The 18953-nt window shown below is 56.5% G+C and carries 18 protein-coding genes; 11 read left to right on the top strand and 7 right to left on the bottom strand.

The genetic code is table 11. From position 1 onward, the window contains the following. Positions 1-6: 6 nt before the first annotated feature. Complete coding sequence (locus tag ACR0AW_RS13005; protein ID WP_170564028.1) at positions 7-828, bottom strand: IclR family transcriptional regulator; 822 nt, start codon at positions 826-828, stop codon at positions 7-9. A gap of 203 nt (positions 829-1031) precedes the next feature. Between ACR0AW_RS13005 and bhcA the strand changes: the two genes are divergently transcribed. The 4 genes from bhcA to bhcD all read left to right on the top strand — a co-directional run bounded on the left by bhcA (position 1032) and on the right by bhcD (position 5418). Further along, on the top strand, positions 1032-2222 hold the full coding sequence (gene bhcA, locus ACR0AW_RS13000) for an L-aspartate--glyoxylate aminotransferase BhcA (RefSeq protein ID WP_170732977.1): 1191 nt from the start codon (positions 1032-1034) through the stop codon (positions 2220-2222). A gap of 11 nt (positions 2223-2233) precedes the next feature. Continuing rightward, positions 2234-3205, top strand: coding sequence for a beta-hydroxyaspartate dehydratase BhcB (gene bhcB, locus ACR0AW_RS12995; RefSeq protein ID WP_170732978.1), 972 nt, complete (start codon positions 2234-2236; stop codon positions 3203-3205). Between the two features lie 11 nt (positions 3206-3216). Next, a complete protein-coding gene (bhcC, locus tag ACR0AW_RS12990) occupies positions 3217-4380 on the top strand; it encodes a 3-hydroxy-D-aspartate aldolase BhcC (RefSeq protein WP_170732979.1) in 1164 nt (387 codons plus the stop codon). 72 nt (positions 4381-4452) lie between these two features. Further along, positions 4453-5418 (top strand): iminosuccinate reductase BhcD, encoded by a 966-nt coding sequence (gene bhcD, locus ACR0AW_RS12985; RefSeq protein ID WP_170732980.1) that lies wholly within the window; start codon positions 4453-4455, stop codon positions 5416-5418. A gap of 59 nt (positions 5419-5477) precedes the next feature. On the opposite strand, the gene ACR0AW_RS12980 is transcribed toward bhcD, so the two are convergent. Further along, a complete protein-coding gene (locus ACR0AW_RS12980) occupies positions 5478-6263 on the bottom strand; it encodes an inositol monophosphatase family protein (protein WP_170732981.1) in 786 nt (261 codons plus the stop codon). A gap of 95 nt (positions 6264-6358) precedes the next feature. Next, on the bottom strand, positions 6359-7264 hold the full coding sequence (locus ACR0AW_RS12975; protein WP_170564044.1) for a LysR family transcriptional regulator: 906 nt from the start codon (positions 7262-7264) through the stop codon (positions 6359-6361). A gap of 94 nt (positions 7265-7358) precedes the next feature. On the opposite strand from ACR0AW_RS12975, the gene metF reads away from it, so the two are divergent. Next, positions 7359-8225, top strand: a complete 867-nt coding sequence (metF, locus tag ACR0AW_RS12970) for a methylenetetrahydrofolate reductase [NAD(P)H] (RefSeq protein WP_170564047.1) — start codon at positions 7359-7361, stop codon at positions 8223-8225. Between the two features lie 203 nt (positions 8226-8428). Then, on the top strand, positions 8429-9091 hold the full coding sequence (locus ACR0AW_RS12965) for a J domain-containing protein (protein ID WP_170648152.1): 663 nt from the start codon (positions 8429-8431) through the stop codon (positions 9089-9091). A gap of 61 nt (positions 9092-9152) precedes the next feature. Here the strand turns inward: ACR0AW_RS12965 and ACR0AW_RS12960 are convergent, their stop codons facing one another. Continuing rightward, positions 9153-9671: a YHS domain-containing (seleno)protein gene (locus ACR0AW_RS12960; RefSeq protein ID WP_170392303.1), complete on the bottom strand. Its 519-nt coding sequence runs from the start codon at positions 9669-9671 to the stop codon at positions 9153-9155. Between the two features lie 243 nt (positions 9672-9914). Between ACR0AW_RS12960 and yghU the strand changes: the two genes are divergently transcribed. After that, positions 9915-10790 (top strand): glutathione-dependent disulfide-bond oxidoreductase, encoded by an 876-nt coding sequence (gene yghU / locus ACR0AW_RS12955; protein WP_170732982.1) that lies wholly within the window; start codon positions 9915-9917, stop codon positions 10788-10790. A gap of 9 nt (positions 10791-10799) precedes the next feature. Here the strand turns inward: yghU and ACR0AW_RS12950 are convergent, their stop codons facing one another. Together ACR0AW_RS12950 and ACR0AW_RS12945 are read right to left on the bottom strand one after the other, a co-directional pair. Continuing rightward, positions 10800-11588 (bottom strand): SseB family protein, encoded by a 789-nt coding sequence (locus ACR0AW_RS12950; protein WP_170732983.1) that lies wholly within the window; start codon positions 11586-11588, stop codon positions 10800-10802. Then, positions 11581-12168 (bottom strand): uracil-DNA glycosylase family protein, encoded by a 588-nt coding sequence (locus ACR0AW_RS12945; protein WP_170732984.1) that lies wholly within the window; start codon positions 12166-12168, stop codon positions 11581-11583. Before ACR0AW_RS12945 ends, ACR0AW_RS12950 begins: the two co-directional genes overlap by 8 nt. 208 nt (positions 12169-12376) lie before the next feature. Here ACR0AW_RS12945 and ACR0AW_RS12940 point away from each other — a divergent pair, with 208 nt between their 5' ends. The 4 genes from ACR0AW_RS12940 to ACR0AW_RS12925 are packed head-to-tail and all read left to right on the top strand — an operon-like array spanning position 12377 to position 16951. Then, positions 12377-13036, top strand: a complete 660-nt coding sequence (locus ACR0AW_RS12940) for an ABC transporter ATP-binding protein (RefSeq protein WP_170392311.1) — start codon at positions 12377-12379, stop codon at positions 13034-13036. Then, positions 13014-14600, top strand: coding sequence for a capsule biosynthesis protein (locus ACR0AW_RS12935; protein ID WP_170564051.1), 1587 nt, complete (start codon positions 13014-13016; stop codon positions 14598-14600). Before ACR0AW_RS12940 ends, ACR0AW_RS12935 begins: the two co-directional genes overlap by 23 nt. Before the next feature lie 5 nt (positions 14601-14605). After that, entirely contained in the window at positions 14606-15439 is an 834-nt protein-coding gene (gene kdsA, locus ACR0AW_RS12930) for a 3-deoxy-8-phosphooctulonate synthase (protein WP_170732985.1), read from the top strand. A gap of 15 nt (positions 15440-15454) precedes the next feature. After that, positions 15455-16951 carry a phosphomannomutase/phosphoglucomutase gene (locus ACR0AW_RS12925; RefSeq protein WP_170732986.1) on the top strand — a complete coding sequence of 499 codons (1497 nt, stop codon included), beginning with the start codon at positions 15455-15457 and terminating at the stop codon, positions 16949-16951. Positions 16952-17002: 51 nt separating this feature from the next. On the opposite strand, the gene ACR0AW_RS12920 is transcribed toward ACR0AW_RS12925, so the two are convergent. After that, positions 17003-18931, bottom strand: coding sequence for an AsmA family protein (locus tag ACR0AW_RS12920; RefSeq protein ID WP_170732987.1), 1929 nt, complete (start codon positions 18929-18931; stop codon positions 17003-17005). Positions 18932-18953: the final 22 nt, after the last annotated feature.

Genomic DNA, 18953 nt, shown 5'->3' with positions numbered 1-18953 from the left:
CAAGCGTCAGCTCTTGGGTAGCCTACCGCCGCTCAGGTGGGTGATCTCTTGCGCCGCGCGCATGACCAGATCGCCCAACTCGGGCGCGCGTTCGCGGCTGAACCTTACGGTGGGTCCGGATACCGAGATACCGGCGCAAGGCTCAGCCCTGTCATTGAAGATGGCCGCACCAATGCAAGACATACCTTCATACCGTTCTTCGTGATCGTAAGACCAACCTCGGGTACGAGTTTCAGCCAGATCTGCATACAGGCCCGAAGCGGGCAACTGCGTATTTTCAGTGAAAGCAACCGGATCAATCCGGCCCAGAACTTTGCCTAAACTCTCTTCGCTCAACGCAGCGAGAATAGCCTTTCCTGTACCGGACGCATACATGGGCGTCCGCGCACCGGGTGGAAAGAAGGCCCGGATGGGGTTCTGAGTTTCGACCTGCCCGACAAAGACCACCTCTGCTCCATCGGGTACGGCCAGATTTGCGGTCTCACCGCTGTCTTGCATCAGACGCCGCAGGATCGGCCTGCCGATTTCCAGAACGCTGTTGCGCCGCAGAAAAGACGCACCGGTCCGATAGGCTTCGATTCCGACCAGCCATTCCTGCCGTTCCTCATCAAAGGATACGAATCCGTGTTTTTGCAGTGTCACAAGAATGCGATGCGTGGTGGCCGTCGGTACATCGACCTCGCGGGCAAGATCGCTTAGCGCGACGCGCTCTAGCCGGGCAACGGTGGTAAGTACGCTCAGCGCCCGATCCAATGATTGCATGGTCCCGGCCGAACTTTCTTTGAACAGCGATTTGGGTCTGCCGCGCGGTCGCTTTTGCGTTTCCATTTCTCACCTGGCTTTCGGACTTTCCCCCGAAAACCCGAACCAATTTTTCTGGCCCGGAATTCTCCGAGATCATTTTGATAAACTGAATTCCTATCCGTTTCAGCACCTTATCAATTTAACGGGTAAAATGAAAATATTTTTCAAGAAAATTGCAACACACAACCGTTCAAGCGACACTTGGGTCCAAAGCAGAGGATTGAGTTATGTCGCATCAAAACCCGGTCTTTATCCCAGGCCCAACCAACATTCCTGATCGTTTGCGCCTTGCCATGCAGGTTCAGACGCAAGACCACCGCGCCCCGGACTTCGTTGAAACCTTCGCCCCGGTACTGGAGGATACAAAACAGGTCTTTGGCACCACCGAAGGCCAGATCGTCACTTTTCCAGCCAGCGGAACGGGCGGTTGGGAGGCAGCTATTACAAATACGCTCAGCCCCGGTGACAAGGTTCTTGTCGCCCGCTACGGCGTCTTCAGCCATCGCTGGATCGATCTGTGCGAAAGACACGGGTTGGACGTTCAGATTGTTGAATGTCCATGGGGAACAGGCGCGCCTGCAGACAGGTTCGAGGCGATCCTGTCCGCGGATAAAGCGCATGAAATCAAGGCCGTATTGGTGACGCATAACGAAACCGCGACAGGTGTGCGTTCCGATATCAGCGCTGTACGCGGTGCGATCGATGCGGCGCATCACCCGGCCATGATGTATGTGGATTGCGTGAGCTCTTTGGCCTCAATGCCGTTCGAGTTTGACCGGTGGGGCGTGGATATTGCGGTCTCGGGGTCGCAAAAGGGGTTCATGCTGGCCACCGGCATGGCGATCCTGTGCGTCAGCCCCAAGGCTCTGGCAGCAATGGATACCGCCCAACTGCCCCGCACCTTCTTTGATTTCCGTGATATGATGTCGGCAAATGCGTCTGGCGGCTTTCCCTATACTCCGCCTTTGCAGCTGATCTACGGTATGCGCGAAAGCCTTAAGATGTTGTTCGAGGAGGGGTTGGACAATGTCTATGCCCGCCACACCCGTCTGGCCGAAGGTGTGCGCCGCGCGACTGCGGCCTGGGGCCTGAAGTTGGTCGCACAATCTCCTGACCTCTACTCGGATACCGTCAGCGCCATTTTTGTGCCCGAAGGTTTCGACAGCAACGAACTGACTGACCATACCTTCAACACCTATGGGGTATCCTTCGGCATTGGTCTGGGTGAGTTGAATGGCAAAGCGTTCCGTATTGGCCACTTGGGCAGCCTGACCGATGTTATGGTCCTGTCGGGGCTGGCCACGGTCGAGATGGCCATGGCCGATCTGAACTACCCAGTGAAGCTTGGCAGCGGGGTTGCTGCGGCGCAGGAATTCTATCGCGCCAGCTCAACTAGCCACGCAAAAGCCGCAGCTTAGGGAGGACAGTCATGTTGGATCAAATCCCCGTCGCCGACCTGACGTATGACGACGTACAGGCTGCGCATGAAAGGATCAAGCCGCACATCCGGCGCACACCGGTAATGACCTCGGACTATCTGAACGAATTGACCGGCGCACAGCTGTTCTTCAAAAGCGAGAACTTTCAGGAAGCAGGTGCATTCAAAGTGCGCGGTGCCAGTAATGCGGTCTTCGGCCTAAGCGATGAAATGGCGACCAAGGGTGTTTGCACCCACTCAAGCGGGAACCACGCCCTGTCGTTGTCATATGCGGCGGGTCGCCGGGGCATTCCATGCAATGTGGTGATGCCGCGCACCGCGCCGCAGGCCAAGAAAGACGCGGTACGACGCTTTGGTGGTACGATCACTGAATGTGAGCCATCCACCTCTTCCCGCGAGGCAACGTTTGCGGAGGTGCAGGCCCGAACAGACGGAGAGTTCGTGCACCCGTACAACGACCTTCGTGTTATCACGGGTCAGGCCACATGTTCGGCTGAATTGCTTGAGCAGACCGATGGCCTGGATGCAGTGATCGCGCCAATCGGCGGTGGCGGGATGGTCTCAGGCACCTGTCTGACGGTTTCGAACCTGTCACCAGGAACCGCGATCTATGCGGCTGAGCCTGAGCAGGCGGACGATGCGTACCGTTCCTTCAAAGCGGGTCATATCATTGCGGACGATGCCCCTAAAACGGTGGCGGACGGGCTGTTGGTCCCGCTCAAGGAAAACACATGGCACTTTGTGTCGAACAATGTGACCGACATCTTCACCGCGTCCGAGCAAGAGATCATCGACGCAATGAAACTCACCTGGAAATACTTGCGCGTGGTGATGGAGCCGTCTTCGGCGGTTCCTCTGGCCACCATTCTCAAGAATCCCGACACATTCCGGGGCAAACGAGTCGGCGTCATCATCACCGGCGGCAACGTGGATCTGGACAAGCTGCCCTGGCTGAAAGGGTAAGGAGAAACAGGATGAACAAACCGATGAACAGTGATCAATTCGAAGTTGGCTATGACATTCCTGCCGCGATCGGCATGGATGAATCCGAAATCCAGACGCCTTGCCTGATCCTTGATCTGGACGCGCTCGAGCGTAACATCAAGAAGATGGGCGACTATGCCGAGGCACATGGGATGCGGCACCGGGTGCATGGCAAGATGCACAAATCCGTAGACGTCGCGAAGCTGCAGGAACAATTGGGCGGCGCAGTCGGCGTCTGCTGCCAAAAGGTTTCCGAGGCCGAGGTGTTTGCGCGCGGAGGCATCAAAGACATTCTGGTCTCGAATCAAGTGCGGGACCCGGCCAAGATTGACCGTCTGGCGCGCCTGCCGAAGCTTGGTGCACGCACAATCGTTTGCGTCGACGATGTGGACAACGTCGCTGACCTTTCAGCTGCTGCCGCTAAGCATGGCACCGAATTGGAAGTTTTTGTCGAGATCGACTGCGGCGCGGGCCGCTGTGGTGTCACCACGACCCCCGCCGTGATCGAAATCGCCAAGGCGGTTGAGGCCGCCCCTAACCTGAAATTTACCGGCATTCAGGCCTATCAAGGCGCGATGCAGCATCTGGATACGTATGAGGCACGCAAAGAAAAACTGGATACCGCAATCGCCATGGTCAAGGATGCCGTCGACGGATTGAAGGCTGAAGGGATCGATTGCGAGCTGGTTTCGGGCGGCGGTACGGGGTCTTATTACTTCGAAAGCAACTCGGGCGTTTATAACGAGCTGCAGTGTGGCTCTTATGCCTTCATGGATGCTGATTACGGTCGGATTCTGGACAAGGACGGTCAACGGATCGATCAGGGTGAATGGGAAAACGCCTTGTTCATTCTGACCAGCGTGATGAGCCACGCCAAAGCGGACAAGGCAATCTGCGATGCGGGTCTGAAGGCGCAATCCGTCGATAGCGGCCTGCCCTTCATCTTTGGGCGGGACGATGTGGAATACCTGAAGTGCTCGGACGAACACGGGGTGATTGGCGATCCGGATGGGGTGCTGAAGGTCAACGACAAGCTGCGGCTGGTGCCCGGCCACTGTGACCCGACCTGCAACGTTCATGACTGGTACGTCGGTGTGCGCGGCGGCAAGGTTGAAGCCCTTTGGCCGGTCTCTGCCCGTGGCAAGGCCTATTGATCAACAGATGAATGCAGAGGCGGACGTTTAGCACCGCCCTTTCTAATGCCATCAAAAAGAAAGACAAACGCGATGATCATCGTTCCTGAAAAGGAAATCGGCGCTCTGTTAGGCCGACAGGAAAGCTATACTGCGGTTGAGCAAGTGTTTGCCGCGATGGCGGCTGGGGATGCCTACAACTTCCCGGTCGTGCGCGAGGCCATAGGTCATGCGGATGCGCTCTATGGGTTCAAAGGCGGGTTTGATCGCGCGGGCATGAACCTTGGCCTGAAAGCCGGCGGGTATTGGCCAAACAATCTGGAAACGCACGGGCTGATCAATCACCAATCCACCGTGTTTTTGTTTGATCCAGATACGGGTCGCGTTCGGGCCATCGTTGGGGGCAACCTGCTGACCGCACTGCGCACGGCTGCAGCCTCGTCGGTTTCGATCAACCATTTGGCACGCAAGGATGCCAAGGTGATCGGAATGGTCGGCGCCGGGCATCAGGCGACATTCCAATTGCGCGCGGCATTGGAACAGCGGGATTTTGAGAAAGTCATAGGCTGGAACTTGCATCCAGAAATGCTGCCAAATCTCAAAAAGGTCGCGGCTGAAGCGGGGCTGCCTTTTGAGGCTGTGGATCTGCCCGGCATGGTGCAGGCGGATGTGATTATCACCATCACCTCCTCCTTCGCACCTAGCCTGATGTCTGAACATGTCTCGGACGGCTCTCACATCGCATGTATGGGCACCGATACCGTCGGTAAGCAAGAGATCGCCACAGACCTGATCGCGCGCGCAAGCGTCTTTACCGACGAGGTCGCGCAGGCCGTGAGATTGGGTGAAAGCCAGCATGCCGTGGCTGCCGGAATGAAAGCCGAAGGCGATATCCGGCAGATCGGAGAGGTCATTAACGGTACCCATTCCGGGCGTGTGTCCGAGGCTGAGGTGACCGTGTTCGACGGTACTGGCGTGGGGCTGCAAGATCTAGCTGTGGCAAGCGCAGTGGTCGATTTGGCAGTCCAGCAAGGGATTGCGATCGAGGTCGACTTCTAAACCAAAACGCGCGCCCGGAACGGACGCGCGTACCATGATCAAATGACCGGGGTTGAATATCAGCCCCGGATTACCTTTGCGAAATTGTCAAAGATCGGTTCATTGGCGCAGATCACTTCGCCATCCTCAAGCACGCTGCCTTCGGGGTTCAGCGCCTGAACAAAGCCGCCCGCCTCTTTCACGATGATGATGCCTGCGGCCAGATCCCAGGCGTTCAGGCGACGCTCCCAAAAGCCTTCGTAACGACCGGCGGCCACATAGGCCATGTCCAGCGCGGCAGCACCCCAGCGACGAACACCTGCACAGGTAGGCATCAGACGGGCCAGGTCCTGCAAGGTCGCAGGCAGGTCCGAACGGCCACCGAATGGCAGACCCGTCGCGAAGATCGACTCGATCATGCGATGGCGGCCCGACACGCGGATGCGCATGTCGTTCATCCACGCACCTTCGCCTTTTTCGGCAAAGAACATCTCATCCTTGGCAGGGTCATAGATCACACCCGAAACGATCTTGCCCTTATGTTCCAACGCGATTGAAACGGCCCAGTGCGGCAGCCCGTGCAGGAAGTTGGTTGTCCCATCCAGCGGGTCGACGATCCAGCGACGAGTCGGGTCTTCGCCGTCAATCGCGCCGCCCTCTTCGGCCAGCCAACCATAGGTCGGACGGGCACCCAGCAATTCCTCTTTCAGGATGGCTTCGGCCGCGATATCGGCCTTCGACACAAAGTCGCCCGCACCTTTCATCGACACCTGCAGGTTCTCGACTTCACGAAAATCCTTGACCAGAGAACGCCCCGCCTTACGCGCGGCCTTGATCATGATGTTGAGATTTGCACTGCCAACCATTTTCCATAGGCTCCTGTCCGGTCAAGCCGCGCGTATACTGGGGCAACGCGCCCTTGCCAAGAGGAATGATGCGCATGGCTGATCTGCGTCCGGTGTTATTGAGTCTGAAGCTTACGCGCCTCGGTCCGCGCCAGTTTCACCAACTCTTGCACAAAGGGTTTTTCAAGGTCTTCGCTGCGGACCGCAGCATATAACCTGCGGGTAATCCCGTCTTTGGTAAGCGGGCGCGTGACGTAGTCCGAGCTATACTTTACCTCGCGCACCACCCAGTCCGGAAGAACGGATATGCCCCTATTCGAAGCCACCAACAACAAGATCACAGCGGTCAGTTCAACCTGTCGGATGGTGGCAGGCTCGACCCGGGCCGGGATCAGCAACTGACTGAAAACATCCAACCGGGTTCGTTCGACCGGGTAGGTAATCAGTGTCTGACCTCGGAAATCTTCAGCTTCGATATAGGGCTTTTCAGCCAATGGATGCGAAGACGCCGCGACAAATACGGCCTGGTAGTCAAAGAGTTCGACAAATTCGACACCCGGCAGATCTTCGGGGTCAGAGGACACCACCAGATCAACCTCTTCTTTCTGCAAGGCGGGCAACGCGTCGAATGCAAGGCCCGGGCGGATATCCACATCAACGTCTGACCAGGATTTGCGGAAAGCTTCAAGCACCGGAAACAGCCACTCGAAACAAGCGTGACATTCGATCGCAATGTGCATCCGACCGGTTCGACCGTCGCGCAGCGATGAAAACTCATCCTGCATCGCCTCGACCTGAGGCAGAATTTGTTCAGCGAGCCGCAGCAGCCGCAAACCAGCTGCCGACAACTTCATCGGCTTGGATCGACGTAAAAACAGCTCGACCCCGGCCTGATCTTCCAACCCCTTGATCTGGTGACTTAGTGCGGATTGCGTGATGTTTAGCTGATCAGCTGCACGCGCAAGCCCACCGCATTCGTGGATGGCTTTGATCGTCCGTAAGTGGCGAAATTCGATATGCATTACTCACGTGACTCATGTTGTTGTTGAACAATATGAGTTTGTCTCACACTACACATAATGGCACAAGGGTATAAATGACAGCTACGAGGCCACTATGACCAAGCCTGAAATTTCATTCGAGTTCTTTCCGCCGCAGACTCTGGAGGCCTCGTTTCGCCTTTGGGATACGGTCCAGACCTTGGCGCCGCTGAACCCGCGGTTTGTATCGGTGACTTATGGTGCTGGTGGTACAACACGTGAGTTGACGCGTGATGCAGTTGCAACCTTACACAAATCCTCGGGGCTGCCTGTTGCTGCGCATCTGACCTGTGTCGATGCCTCGCGTCAGGAGACGCTTGAGATTGCAGACACATTCGCGCGCGCAGGCGTTCAGGATATCGTTGCCCTGCGTGGCGACCCCCCCAAAGGTCAAGACCGGTTCGCCCCCCACCCGGATGGCTTCGCCAACTCGGTAGAACTGATTTCTGCACTAGCCGAGACCGAGATGTTCAGCATCCGTGTCGGCGCTTATCCGGATAAACATCCAGAAGCAAGCAATGCCCGCGCTGATGTGGATTGGCTAAAGGCCAAGCTGGATGCGGGCGCGGACGAGGCGTTGACCCAATTCTTCTTCGAGGCTGAAACCTTCTTCCGGTTTCGCGATGCCTGCGAAAAAGCGGGGATCGACAAGCCTATCGTACCGGGCATTCTTCCCATCGAGAACTGGAAGGGTGCGCGTAACTTTGCAAAACGCTGTGGCGCCCACATTCCCGACTGGATCGAGAACGCATTTGACAAAGCAATCCGGGACGATCGCGAAGATCTTCTTGCGACGGCGCTATGCACCGAACTCTGCTCGGACCTGATAGAAGGCGGCGTGGACAAACTGCATTTCTATACGCTCAACCGACCTGAGCTTACTCGGGATGTTTGCTTTGCCCTGGGCATTACCCCCCAGACCGAATTGCAGAACGTCGCCTGATCCCACTGTTTTTGCGCTTGCCCTGTATCGCCGGGCACGGCAGTCGTCTGCCATGCTGATTTGCGACAACCGCTGCGCAGGCGACAATCTCGATATGCACCCGTCAACTGTTGCCCTACCTCAGTCTAATTCCTGAAAAAATTTGACAAAAATGTGATCAATGGCAATCTGACCCCGTTGTAGTTTTAATGAGTGTTTTGAGTATGAAGCCAGTGAGCAAGGTACAGGCTCGGGCCGAAGCGTTGCAGGTTCTTGGTCTGCCCCCAAATGCAAACGCAAACGAGATTCGTGAAGCCTGGCGCAAAATCGCGTTCCACGATCATCCTGATCATACCGATGGTGATTATTCCGGGTTTTCGGATGCCAAATCAGCCTATGATTTTTTGCGTAAAGAAGGGATGACACGCAAAAACGGTTTAGATTCTTCTACACCGCGTCGTCCTCGTCTGAAGAAACGCGTAATCGAACTGGCCGCAGATGAAATCAAAGCTTGTCACGATCTGTTAAAACCCGAACACGCGCTGAAGGATTTATCGGAACTAGGTGAAACGGACGCCGCCAAAAGTGCCCGCGACTCTTCGGACCATGTTCCTGATGCAATCGGATGCTTCGGGCGCGATCTTACCTACTTCGTTGCATCGTCAGTCTGCGAAGGGTCTAACCGCGTTGCATTGCCAACCTCGGTCCTTTCCGGCTACCGCAAGTCAGAAACAGAGATTCTGACCTTTCGGTCCAAAGGCTCGGGCTCCGGTGAGATTGTCATTCCTGACCCGATACGCGAGAGGAAATTTCCCGGTGCCAAGAGTGTAACAATACGGTTCGAAGCGGATCAACACATGCGGGATATGTTCGAGTTGGCGGGGTGAGAGAACCCGCCAGCGAAAAAAGCCCGGCCTTAGTGGCCGGGCTTTCTTTCATTAATCGGAATCAGTTGGAAATCGGGCCTTCTGATGTGAATTTCGGGATCACGCTGGTCGAAGCGGCATCCCCTTCGATTCCGGGCCAGTTGCCTTCCGCCAGGTCGATGTTGGCCGGAACATCCTCTTCCCAGAAACCAACAACAACATCAGTGATGTTCAGATAGAGCTTGTCATCGACAATACGCCACAGATTTGGGTTGCCCGGAACCTTGCCGCCTTTCGACACGCCGTATGCACAATGGCCATCATATTGCGGTGCGTAAAAGGCCGGGTTTTCCAGAAACTTGTCACGGTTCTCTTCGGTCGCAAACGCCCAGGTAACACCATTATAGTCTGCGGTGATGTCGGCCCGACCGCGAACAGCCTCGGGTTGCGACTGGCCTACAGGAACCTGATCCAGGCTGCGGTAAGCAACAACGTCGTATCCCGATACGGCAAATCCGGTGCCATCAACATATTGTTCTCCGGCGAACGCGGGCACGGCAAAAGCCATCGTCGCGGCAAGGGTCAGCGCAAAGCGTTTCATGTGATTGGTCCTCATGTCCTTACGGTTTCTGGTCACCCGAACTGCGGGTCTGGTCAAACAATAGGTAATTTTGGCCCGGCGCGAAGACCCCCTCGCGCCGCTGTGAAAACCAGAGGGGTTTTGTGAGGTGAACGAGGCGCAATGTTACAAATATCTCGCCACATCCGGGGTTGGACTTTGAGTTTTGCAATATTAGCTGTGAAGGCGGCGGCGTTTTGGCCAAATGATGCAGAAAGGCAAAAGATGAGCGAACAATCCACTTACACACCCCCAAAGGTCTGGACTTGGGACAGCGAAAGCGGAGGACGCTTTGCCAATATAAACCGGCCCATAGCTGGTGCGACCCACGAAAAGGATCTTCCGGTCGGGAAGCACCCGCTTCAACTGTATTCGCTCGCCACCCCGAACGGCGTCAAGGTTACGGTCATGCTGGAGGAGCTTTTGGCATTGGGCCATTCCGGGGCCGAATACAATGCGTGGCTGATCAACATCGGTGAAGGTGATCAGTTCAGCTCGGGCTTTGTCGGGGCCAATCCTAACTCGAAGATACCGGCGCTGTGGGATCATTCAGGTGAAACACCTGTGCGCGTTTTCGAGAGCGCCTCCATCTTGCTGCATCTCGCTGAGAATTTCGGTGAGTTTCTGCCCGCCAGCGGTGCCGAACGGACAGAAGTGATGAACTGGTTGTTCTGGCAAATGGGCAGCGCGCCATATCTGGGCGGTGGCTTTGGCCACTTCTACGCTTATGCGCCTGAGAAATGGCAATACCCGATCGACCGTTTCGCGATGGAGGCCAAACGCCAGTTGCATGTGCTGGAACTGGAACTTGCCGATAAGCCTTATATTGCAGGTCAGGACTATACGATCGCCGACATGGCGATCTGGCCGTGGTACGGGCAGCTTGTTCTGGGCCGTCTATACGATGCGGCAGAATTCCTGGATGTCGAAAGCTATGAAAACGTGATGCGGTGGGCCAAAGCCATCGATGCTCGGCCCGCCGTTCAGCGCGGCCGGATGGTCAATCGTGCGTTTGGAGAGCCGCATACGCAGTTGCACGAACGCCATGACGCCAGCGATTTTGAGACGCGCACGCAGGATAAACTGGAAGCGGCAGACTAACGCCCTGCGCTACTTCAATATTGGGGGCCGCTCGGGATCACTGCCCGGCGCGGCCCTTTCCATTTGGGGCGCTTGAGGCTGGGGCAAATCGAACCGCAGCCCAACCTTTGCCAAGGCAGAAGTAGCCGGATCCTGCACTTCAAAAAAGCCAACATCCAGCGCTCCGGCCTCGATCCCCGAAAAGGTCAATGCCTCGGATACGGCGCGTGCAAGCGCTGGCTGCGCGCCTTCGACCGCTGAAACAAAACCCAATAAATGGCCCTGCCCCCCATCTTCAGTCTTTGTCCCAACCAGAAACGCCGCCGCAGCCAGACCTGCAGCCGTCGCCAGCTTTACATCAAGCGCGGTCAACAGAACATCAGGCAAACCGGAGGGCGGATGGAATTCGGCAAGTCGCTGCTGCACCTCCTTAGGACCATGCTGCAGCGTGTCAGACAACCAACCGAGCGCTTCAGCGGGGATCAACATCGACGACGGTGCAACATCAAGGTTCAGACCCAGCCCGACCCCCTGCCCCGACAACATCCCTGAAAGAACACGACCCGACAGAGCGACATAGGGGACCGGTCGACCCGCAAATGCCGCCATTCGTTCCTCGAGATCAAACACCAGAACAAAACGACCATCCGCCACATCGAACAGCTCAGGCGAAATGCTTTCATCCTTCGCTTCCTCGGTCAGCATCAGGAACAGCTCGCTATCGGCCAGTCTTTCGAAAAAGCGTAGTCGAGCGTTGTCGTCTTCCGGGGCCGCCTGCATGGCGTTATGTGCAGCATCCAAAGCTGTGGCTTCAGTCATTCAGAACCTCGTGCACCCGTTTCTGTAGCACCGGCAACAGCTCGGCCTCGAACCAGGGGTTTTTCTTCAGCCAAGCCGTATTGCGCCAGGACGGGTGAGGCAAGGCAAAGACGCGCGGCGCATGGTCTCGCCAAAGGCTGACGGTCTCGGTAACCGGTGTTTTTACGCCAAGATGGTATTTATGGGCATGACCCCCGACGAGGATCGTCAACGGTACTTCTCCCAACGCAGCCATCACCTTGTCATGCCAGGTGCGCCCGCATATCGGCGGCGGAGGCAGGTCGGCCTTGCGCTCATTGTATCCGGGGAAGCAAAACGCCATCGGCACGATGGATACGCGCGAACGGTCATAAAATGCGTTCTCATCCAGTCCCAGCCAATCCCGCAGCCGGTCACCCGAAGGGTCGGTGAAAGGCTTCCCTGAAGCATGGACGCGCGCGCCCGGTGCCTGACCTGCGATCAAAATGCGCGCACCGGGGCGAAACCAGACCACCGGGCGCGGCTGGTGCGCAGTCGCGGTCTGCGCGAACCTGTCCGCACACAAACGGCAGGCTTGGATGTCCTCAATCAGCGAATTCATCGGATCAACAGGCTTTTGCAATGTTCATCGATGAAGATAGGCATCATCTACCCTCGAGCCAATGAAACCGTCCTTGCAACACATCAATGTCATGAACGCGGATGCGCATTGATCATTTGTTTCATATTTCGACATAATGTGGCCAACATGGATCGGTAGCACACCGATCCTCAAACCGTCAAAACCCCGAGCGATCTGCAGGCCGCACATGCTGGAATTCGAAAATGTCAGCAAGTCTTTCTGGACCGGAACCCGCCGCAAGGTGATTCTGGATCGGGTCTCGTTCCGGGTTGAGCTTGGAACATCTCTTGGCGTGCTGGCCCCGAACGGAACCGGCAAGACCACGTTGATCAACATGATGGCAGGGCTGGAAAAGCCCGACGAAGGCGTGATTCGGCGCGACTGCCGCGTATCCTTCCCCATGGGCTTTGCAGGAGGTGTGGCCAAGCGCCTGTCCGCGCTGGAGAACGCACGCTATATCGCGAAGATCTACGGCATGGATCCCGACTATGTCGAAGCCTACTGCAAATGGCTGTGCAACTTGGGTGAGTATTTCGACCAGCCGCTCGGAACCTATTCGTCCGGAATGCGGGCCCGGTTTACATTTGCACTGATGCTGGCCCTAGATTTCGATATGTATCTGATTGACGAGGGGATGCCCTCGACAACCGATGTCGAGTTCAACAAGAAGGCGGGCGACATTCTGAAAGAGAAGCTGCGCACGACAACCTTGGTGATCGTATCGCACAACCCTTCGCTTCTTGAAAAATTCGCGCGGCAGGCTGCGGTATTGGTAGACGGCCAGCTTTACATGTTTGAAACCTTGGAAGAGGCAAAGCAGCTCTATGACTACCAAACCCAAGGCTAGGAAATACAATCCCGACCGCACGGCACGCGGTTCTGGCACTGCCGAGGCACGCTCGGACGCCATTTCGCGCATCCGCAATGCAACCCAAGGCACGAACTCGGCTGACGACACTCAGCAACCGGGCAACGAGTTGGATGCGATCAAACGCGAAGGTCTGACAGGGCGGCAATTGCGCGTCGCGCGGCGTTTGGCGCACAAGAACGGGCTTGCGGCGACGTCTGACTACGATGCGGTCCGGCTGTTACGAAAGAAAGGAATTGATCCGTTTCAGCGCACAAACCTGCTTGATCTGGCAGCTCCTGACAAAGGCAAGCCAACTGGTGATGACGCCGCGCAAGACAATATAAAGATTCACCTGCCGCAAACGACCAGAGACTCGCAGAGGAACCTGCCGGGACCCGAGCTCAGCCCGGCCGAACGTCGTGAATATGAAATCGGGCAGATCCAGAAAGACATCGCCCGCCGCCGCCGCCGCAAGCTTGCCGGGCTATTCGCACGATTGACGGTGTTCGTATTCATTCCAACGTTTATCGTGGGCTACTATTTCTATCGCGTGGCGACTCCAATGTATGCCAGCGACTCGGTGTTTTCGATCCTGCAAGCGGATGGCGGCGGTGCCTCGTTCGGTGGATTTCTGGCGGGCACGCAGTTTGCGACGGCGCAGGATTCCGTGTCCACTCAGGAATTTCTGGAATCCAAGGATGCATTGGAACGGCTTGAACGTGATGTCGGATTTACTGAGTTTTTTCGGCAGGATTGGATAGACCCGATCCAACGATTGCCGGCTGATGCGACGCTTGAAGAAACCTACAAGCTTTATAAACGTATGATCACAATCGGATATGATCCTAGTGACGGCGTCATCCGAATGGAGGTCGCAGCGCCGAGCCCCGAGATAGCGGTCGATTTGTCCAGGCGGCTTATCTCTTACGCGGAAGAGACCATCAATGGTCTGACTGAATTGAAACGCGAAGACCAGATGCGCGATGCCTTGGCGAGTTTTGAGGCTGCGCAAGAGGCACGCAGACAGGCTCAGGAAGACCTGATCGAACTGCAGCTACAAGGTGCGATACTGGACCCGCAAAGTGTGATCGCCAGCCTGCGAGGAAGGATCGATCAGTTCGAATTCGAGCTGCAGGACAAAGAACTACAATTGGCCGCGCTTCTCGATAATACGCGCCCCAACCAGGCCAAGGTGGATGGTACACGGGCGGATATCGCGCGGCTGCAAGCGGTCCTTGATGAGTTGAATGCCGAGATGCTGGATGTGTCGGCGGGCGAAAATTCGCTGGCGCGTTTGAGCGTGCGAATCCAGATGGCTCAGGCCGATCTGGCGGCGCGTGACATGATGCTGCAAACGGCAATGCAGCAAATGGAAGCTACGCGGACCGAGGCCAATCGAAAAGTGCGGTATCTGACCGTCTCGGTGAACCCGGTCGCCAGCCAGGAGCCCAGCTATCCGCGCAAGTTCGAAAATACGATTTTGGCATTCCTGTTATTTGCTGGTATCTACCTGATGATCTCGCTTACCGCGTCGGTCCTTCGTGAACAGGTATCCTCGTAAGACTCATGAAACATGTAAAAATAGCCGACCTGACGGTTGGCAACGACCTTCCGCTGACCATCATTGCCGGCCCTTGCCAGCTTGAAACCGCCGATCACGCCCAAATGATCGCCGGCACCATGAAAGAGGCATGCGACGCCGCAGGTGCGCAATATGTGTTCAAGGCCTCGTATGACAAAGCTAACCGGACCTCGCTGTCCGGCAAGCGCGGCATGGGCATTGATTCCGGGCTGCAGGTGCTGGAAGATATCCGCAAGACCATGGGCATACCGGTACTGACCGATGTCCATACCGAAGCGCAATGCGCGATTGCGGCTGGGGCCGTCGATATTCTGCAAATCCCTGCGTTTCTGTGTCGTCAGACGGACATGCTGCTGGCGGCGGGCAATACCGGCAAAGCGGTCAACGTAAAAAAAGGGCAGTTTCTTGCCCCGTGGGAAATGCCGAATATCGTCACAAAGATCGAAAGCACTGGCAATCAGAACATCCTGCTGACCGAGCGTGGAACTTCGTTTGGCTACAATACGCTGGTCGCGGACATGCGATCGCTGCCGCAGATGGCGCAAACCGGATATCCGGTCGTCATGGACGCGACCCACTCGGTGCAACAGCCCGGCGGCCAAGGTGGTTCCTCGGGTGGACAGCGTGAGTTTGCGCCGGTGATGGCGCGCGCCGCTGTATCTCTGGGCGTCGGAGCCGTATTCATAGAAACCCATCAGGATCCCGACACCGCCCCCTCAGATGGGCCGAACATGATCCCTCTGGATCAAATGGGCCATCTGGTTGACACATTGATGCGATTTGATGCGCTGGCCAAAGAAAACCCAATTCAGATTTAACGATTGAGATTTGTGATGACCAAGCCTTTGCCTGAGGTGACCCCAAACACCTGGAGCTTTCTGCGCGATCCGATGATCAAGCCCACGGGCTTTCGCGAATATGACGCGCGGTGGAAATACCCCAATGAGATCAATCTGCCAGGCATGACGGCCTTGGGTTTGGGTCTGGGCACACAGATGCTCAAACGCGGGATCGAACCCGTGATTGCAGTGGGAAATGACTATCGCGATTATTCCCTGTCGATCAAAAACGCTCTGATCGTTGGACTTATGCAGGCGGGTATTCAGGTGAAAGATATCGGCCCAGCGCTCAGCCCGATGGCGTATTTCGCGCAATTCCATCTGGACGTACCGGCGGTTGCGATTGTCACGGCAAGCCATAACCCGAACGGTTGGACCGGCGTCAAAATGGGCTTTGACCGCCCATTGACCCACGGCCCTGACGAAATGTCGGAACTGCGCGACATCGTCTTGAATGGGGAAGGCGTCGCGCGCCCGGGCGGGTCATATGAATTCGTCGACGGTGTGAAAGAAGCCTACATCGACGATCTGGTCGGTGACTTCAGAATGTCACGTCCGCTGAAAGTGGTCTGCGCCACCGGAAACGGCACCGCCGCCGCCTTCGCGCCCGAGATTTTCGAAAGGATCGGGGTTGAGGTTGTGCCCAGCCACACACGGCTGGATTACACATTCCCCAATTACAACCCGAACCCGGAAGCCATGGAAATGCTGCATGACATGTCCGACACAGTCAAATCCAGCGGCGCGGACCTGGCGCTAGGGTTTGATGGTGATGGCGATCGTTGCGGTGTTGTGGATGACGAAGGCGAAGAGATATTTGCCGATAAGGTCGGCGTCATCATGGCCCGTGATCTGGCCAAGCTGCATCCAGGTTCGACCTTTGTAGCCGATGTGAAATCCACTGGGCTGTTCGCCAGCGATCCCGAGTTGCAAGCGCTTGGGGTCAAAGCCGACTACTGGAAAACCGGCCATAGCCATATGAAGCGCCGGGTCAAGGAAATCGGTGCGCTGGCTGGGTTTGAGAAATCGGGACACTATTTCTTGGCGGAACCGGTCGGGCGCGGATACGACTGCGGAATGCGCGTGGCGGTGGAAATCTGCAAACTGATGGACCGCAACCCGGACAAAAGCATGTCAGACCTTCGGAAAGCACTACCAAGGACATGGTCGACACCCACCATGTCTCCGTACGCAGCGGATACAGAAAAATACGATATTCTGCAGCGCCTGGTCGGCAAATTGGTTGCCAAGGCCGACGCCGGCGAACACTTCGCAGGGCGGGCTATCAAAGAGGTCGTGACCGTCAATGGAGCCCGGGTCATTCTGGACAATGGCAGTTGGGGCCTCGTTCGCGCATCATCCAATACACCCAATCTGGTCGTCGTCTGCGAAAGCAGCGAAAGCGAGGATGAAATGCGCGCGATCTTCGCAGATATCGACGCCGTCATTCGAACTGAACCCGGCGTGGGCGAATACGATCAGACAATCTAAATGACACTATGAAGGGCGCCCATTTCGGCGCCCTTTGTTATCGCGCTCAGATCAATCCCCGCCAAACAGCTTGAGCAGGCCTTTCTTGGCCTCATCCTCAAGCTTGTTCTTCAGCGCGTCTTCGATGTGACCGGAATCCGTCACCGTGGTATCCAGTTCTTTACCAACCTTTTCCAAAACCTTCTTCTTTGCGTCGTCTTCCAGTTCTTTAACTTTGCCTTCGGCTGCCGCCTCAATGACTTTGGTAAGGTCCGGCTTGATCGACGGGTCGCTCCACGGACCTTTAATTCGGACGGGTACCGATATCCCCTGCCCTGAGTTGGCGCGCAGGGCGACTGGTGTGAACAGATAATCGATATCGCGAGCTCCTAAGCCAATGCGGCCCGTACCGTCCGCCCGGAAATTATCCAGCTGCATCAACAGGTCCTTGTTGGTCAAGTCGCCATTCTTCATCGTAAAGCTGGCCGTAAGGCTGTTGAATACGGTCGTACCACCCGATCCCTTTCCCCGCCCCATAAGGCGGTCAAGATCCAGCCCCGAGATAACGCCCCGCCCGACCTCGATATCTCCTTTGCCGCTGAGCGATCGCATGATCTGATCTTCGCTCTGTCCGACGCCCAGAAATTCAAGATTGCCTGAACCGGTGCCCGAAAGCCGTTTGATATCCCCAAGCGTTTCGAGCGCTTCGTTGATATCGATATTGGCGGCTTTCAGATTTCCACCAACCGACAGACCGTTGCGATTATTGGCGACCACCTGGCCGTTCAATTGCCCCGAGAACAGCGAGGCCGGGTGCATCTGCAATACAGCCCGCGACCGATCAAGGCTGAGTGTCAGATCACTTTTCCCAAAGGTCATACCCGGAACCGCAATCGAGGTGGCTTGCAAGCGGATCTTGCCATTTGCCAGCGCCAGAAACGACGCATCAATTGGGGCTTTTGACCACCCTTCCGTATCTGAGGTGCCGTCAGAAGAGTTGCCTCCGCTTACCTTCGATAAGTCGAGATCACCTGCGTTCAGACGCGCAGACATCTGGGGCGGATTTGAAATCTGGATATCAGCTTCGCCCTCAAGCCGGTTTTGATCCAGAACCGCGATCATGTTGCGCAATGAAATCCGCCCGTCCCGGGTATAGGTCATCTGCCCGGATACGCTCGCGACCTGTCCTAGTCCCTCCGGAACGGTGACTCCTCCGTGACCAAACGCGGCCAGCATCCTTTGGGTGTCCTTGGCCGTGACCGTCGTCTTGCCATCCATTTCGCCGGCCAGATTCACCCGGCCCGAGAACTGAATATCTCCGCCAGGCGCGGTTAGGCTCAGCTGCAACGGCGTGACAGCGCCGCTGGAAAATGCGGGCAAGTCGGGGATGGTAAGGTCCACTGCGACGCTGCCGCCGGGGACGGACATACTGGCTTGCATTTCCATTGGGGCCGTTACGTCAGGCCAGCGGGCCGAAAGATCGACATCGGCAAAATCCATACTAACCGCGCCATTCTCAAGATAGATTAGGCGCGCATTGGTCAGTTCCAACCGCTCGAGCGTGATGGGTCGGCTTTCAACGGCTTGCGCCGTAGCGCCCGTTTGCGAGGAGTTACCTGGCTGATGCAGCTCCCAGTTGCCGCGCCCATCGGCGCGTTCAAGGCGTAGAACCGGGCTATCGGCCAACACCCGTTTGATCCGGATATTCCCAGACAACAACGCCGAGGCATCGACCCCAACCGCGAGGCTTTGGGCGCTAAGCATCGGTTCCGGCCCGGCCCAAGGCGCATTGCCAAATGTCACAGGGCCGGTTTCCATCCCCAATACCGGCCAAAATGACAGTTTGACGTCACCGGTCAACTCGAGATCGCGGCCTGTTTGCGCCTTGACTTGTTCAGCAAGTATTGTCGCCAGTTTTTCGCCTGGCATCAGCAGCAAGGCACCAATGACCAGCCCGAAGGCTGCAACTATGAGAAATAGAAAACGAATGAGCCACTTCATGGGTCTGCCTTTCCGGCCTTTC

Source organism: Ruegeria sp. C5, assembly GCF_056537605.1.
The sequence above is the reverse complement of the archived record's forward strand: the minus strand, read 5'-3'. Positions and strand labels throughout refer to the sequence as shown.

Coding starts and splice junctions, on each gene's coding strand:
- ACR0AW_RS13005 (WP_170564028.1), bottom strand. CDS start 828: ATGGAAACGCAAAAGCGACCGCGCGGCAGACCCAAATCGCTGTTCAAA.
- bhcA (WP_170732977.1), top strand. CDS start 1,032: ATGTCGCATCAAAACCCGGTCTTTATCCCAGGCCCAACCAACATTCCT.
- bhcB (WP_170732978.1), top strand. CDS start 2,234: ATGTTGGATCAAATCCCCGTCGCCGACCTGACGTATGACGACGTACAG.
- bhcC (WP_170732979.1), top strand. CDS start 3,217: ATGAACAAACCGATGAACAGTGATCAATTCGAAGTTGGCTATGACATT.
- bhcD (WP_170732980.1), top strand. CDS start 4,453: ATGATCATCGTTCCTGAAAAGGAAATCGGCGCTCTGTTAGGCCGACAG.
- ACR0AW_RS12980 (WP_170732981.1), bottom strand. CDS start 6,263: ATGGTTGGCAGTGCAAATCTCAACATCATGATCAAGGCCGCGCGTAAG.
- ACR0AW_RS12975 (WP_170564044.1), bottom strand. CDS start 7,264: ATGCATATCGAATTTCGCCACTTACGGACGATCAAAGCCATCCACGAA.
- metF (WP_170564047.1), top strand. CDS start 7,359: ATGACCAAGCCTGAAATTTCATTCGAGTTCTTTCCGCCGCAGACTCTG.
- ACR0AW_RS12965 (WP_170648152.1), top strand. CDS start 8,429: ATGAAGCCAGTGAGCAAGGTACAGGCTCGGGCCGAAGCGTTGCAGGTT.
- ACR0AW_RS12960 (WP_170392303.1), bottom strand. CDS start 9,671: ATGAAACGCTTTGCGCTGACCCTTGCCGCGACGATGGCTTTTGCCGTG.
- yghU (WP_170732982.1), top strand. CDS start 9,915: ATGAGCGAACAATCCACTTACACACCCCCAAAGGTCTGGACTTGGGAC.
- ACR0AW_RS12950 (WP_170732983.1), bottom strand. CDS start 11,588: ATGACTGAAGCCACAGCTTTGGATGCTGCACATAACGCCATGCAGGCG.
- ACR0AW_RS12945 (WP_170732984.1), bottom strand. CDS start 12,168: ATGAATTCGCTGATTGAGGACATCCAAGCCTGCCGTTTGTGTGCGGAC.
- ACR0AW_RS12940 (WP_170392311.1), top strand. CDS start 12,377: ATGCTGGAATTCGAAAATGTCAGCAAGTCTTTCTGGACCGGAACCCGC.
- ACR0AW_RS12935 (WP_170564051.1), top strand. CDS start 13,014: ATGACTACCAAACCCAAGGCTAGGAAATACAATCCCGACCGCACGGCA.
- kdsA (WP_170732985.1), top strand. CDS start 14,606: ATGAAACATGTAAAAATAGCCGACCTGACGGTTGGCAACGACCTTCCG.
- ACR0AW_RS12925 (WP_170732986.1), top strand. CDS start 15,455: ATGACCAAGCCTTTGCCTGAGGTGACCCCAAACACCTGGAGCTTTCTG.
- ACR0AW_RS12920 (WP_170732987.1), bottom strand. CDS start 18,931: ATGAAGTGGCTCATTCGTTTTCTATTTCTCATAGTTGCAGCCTTCGGG.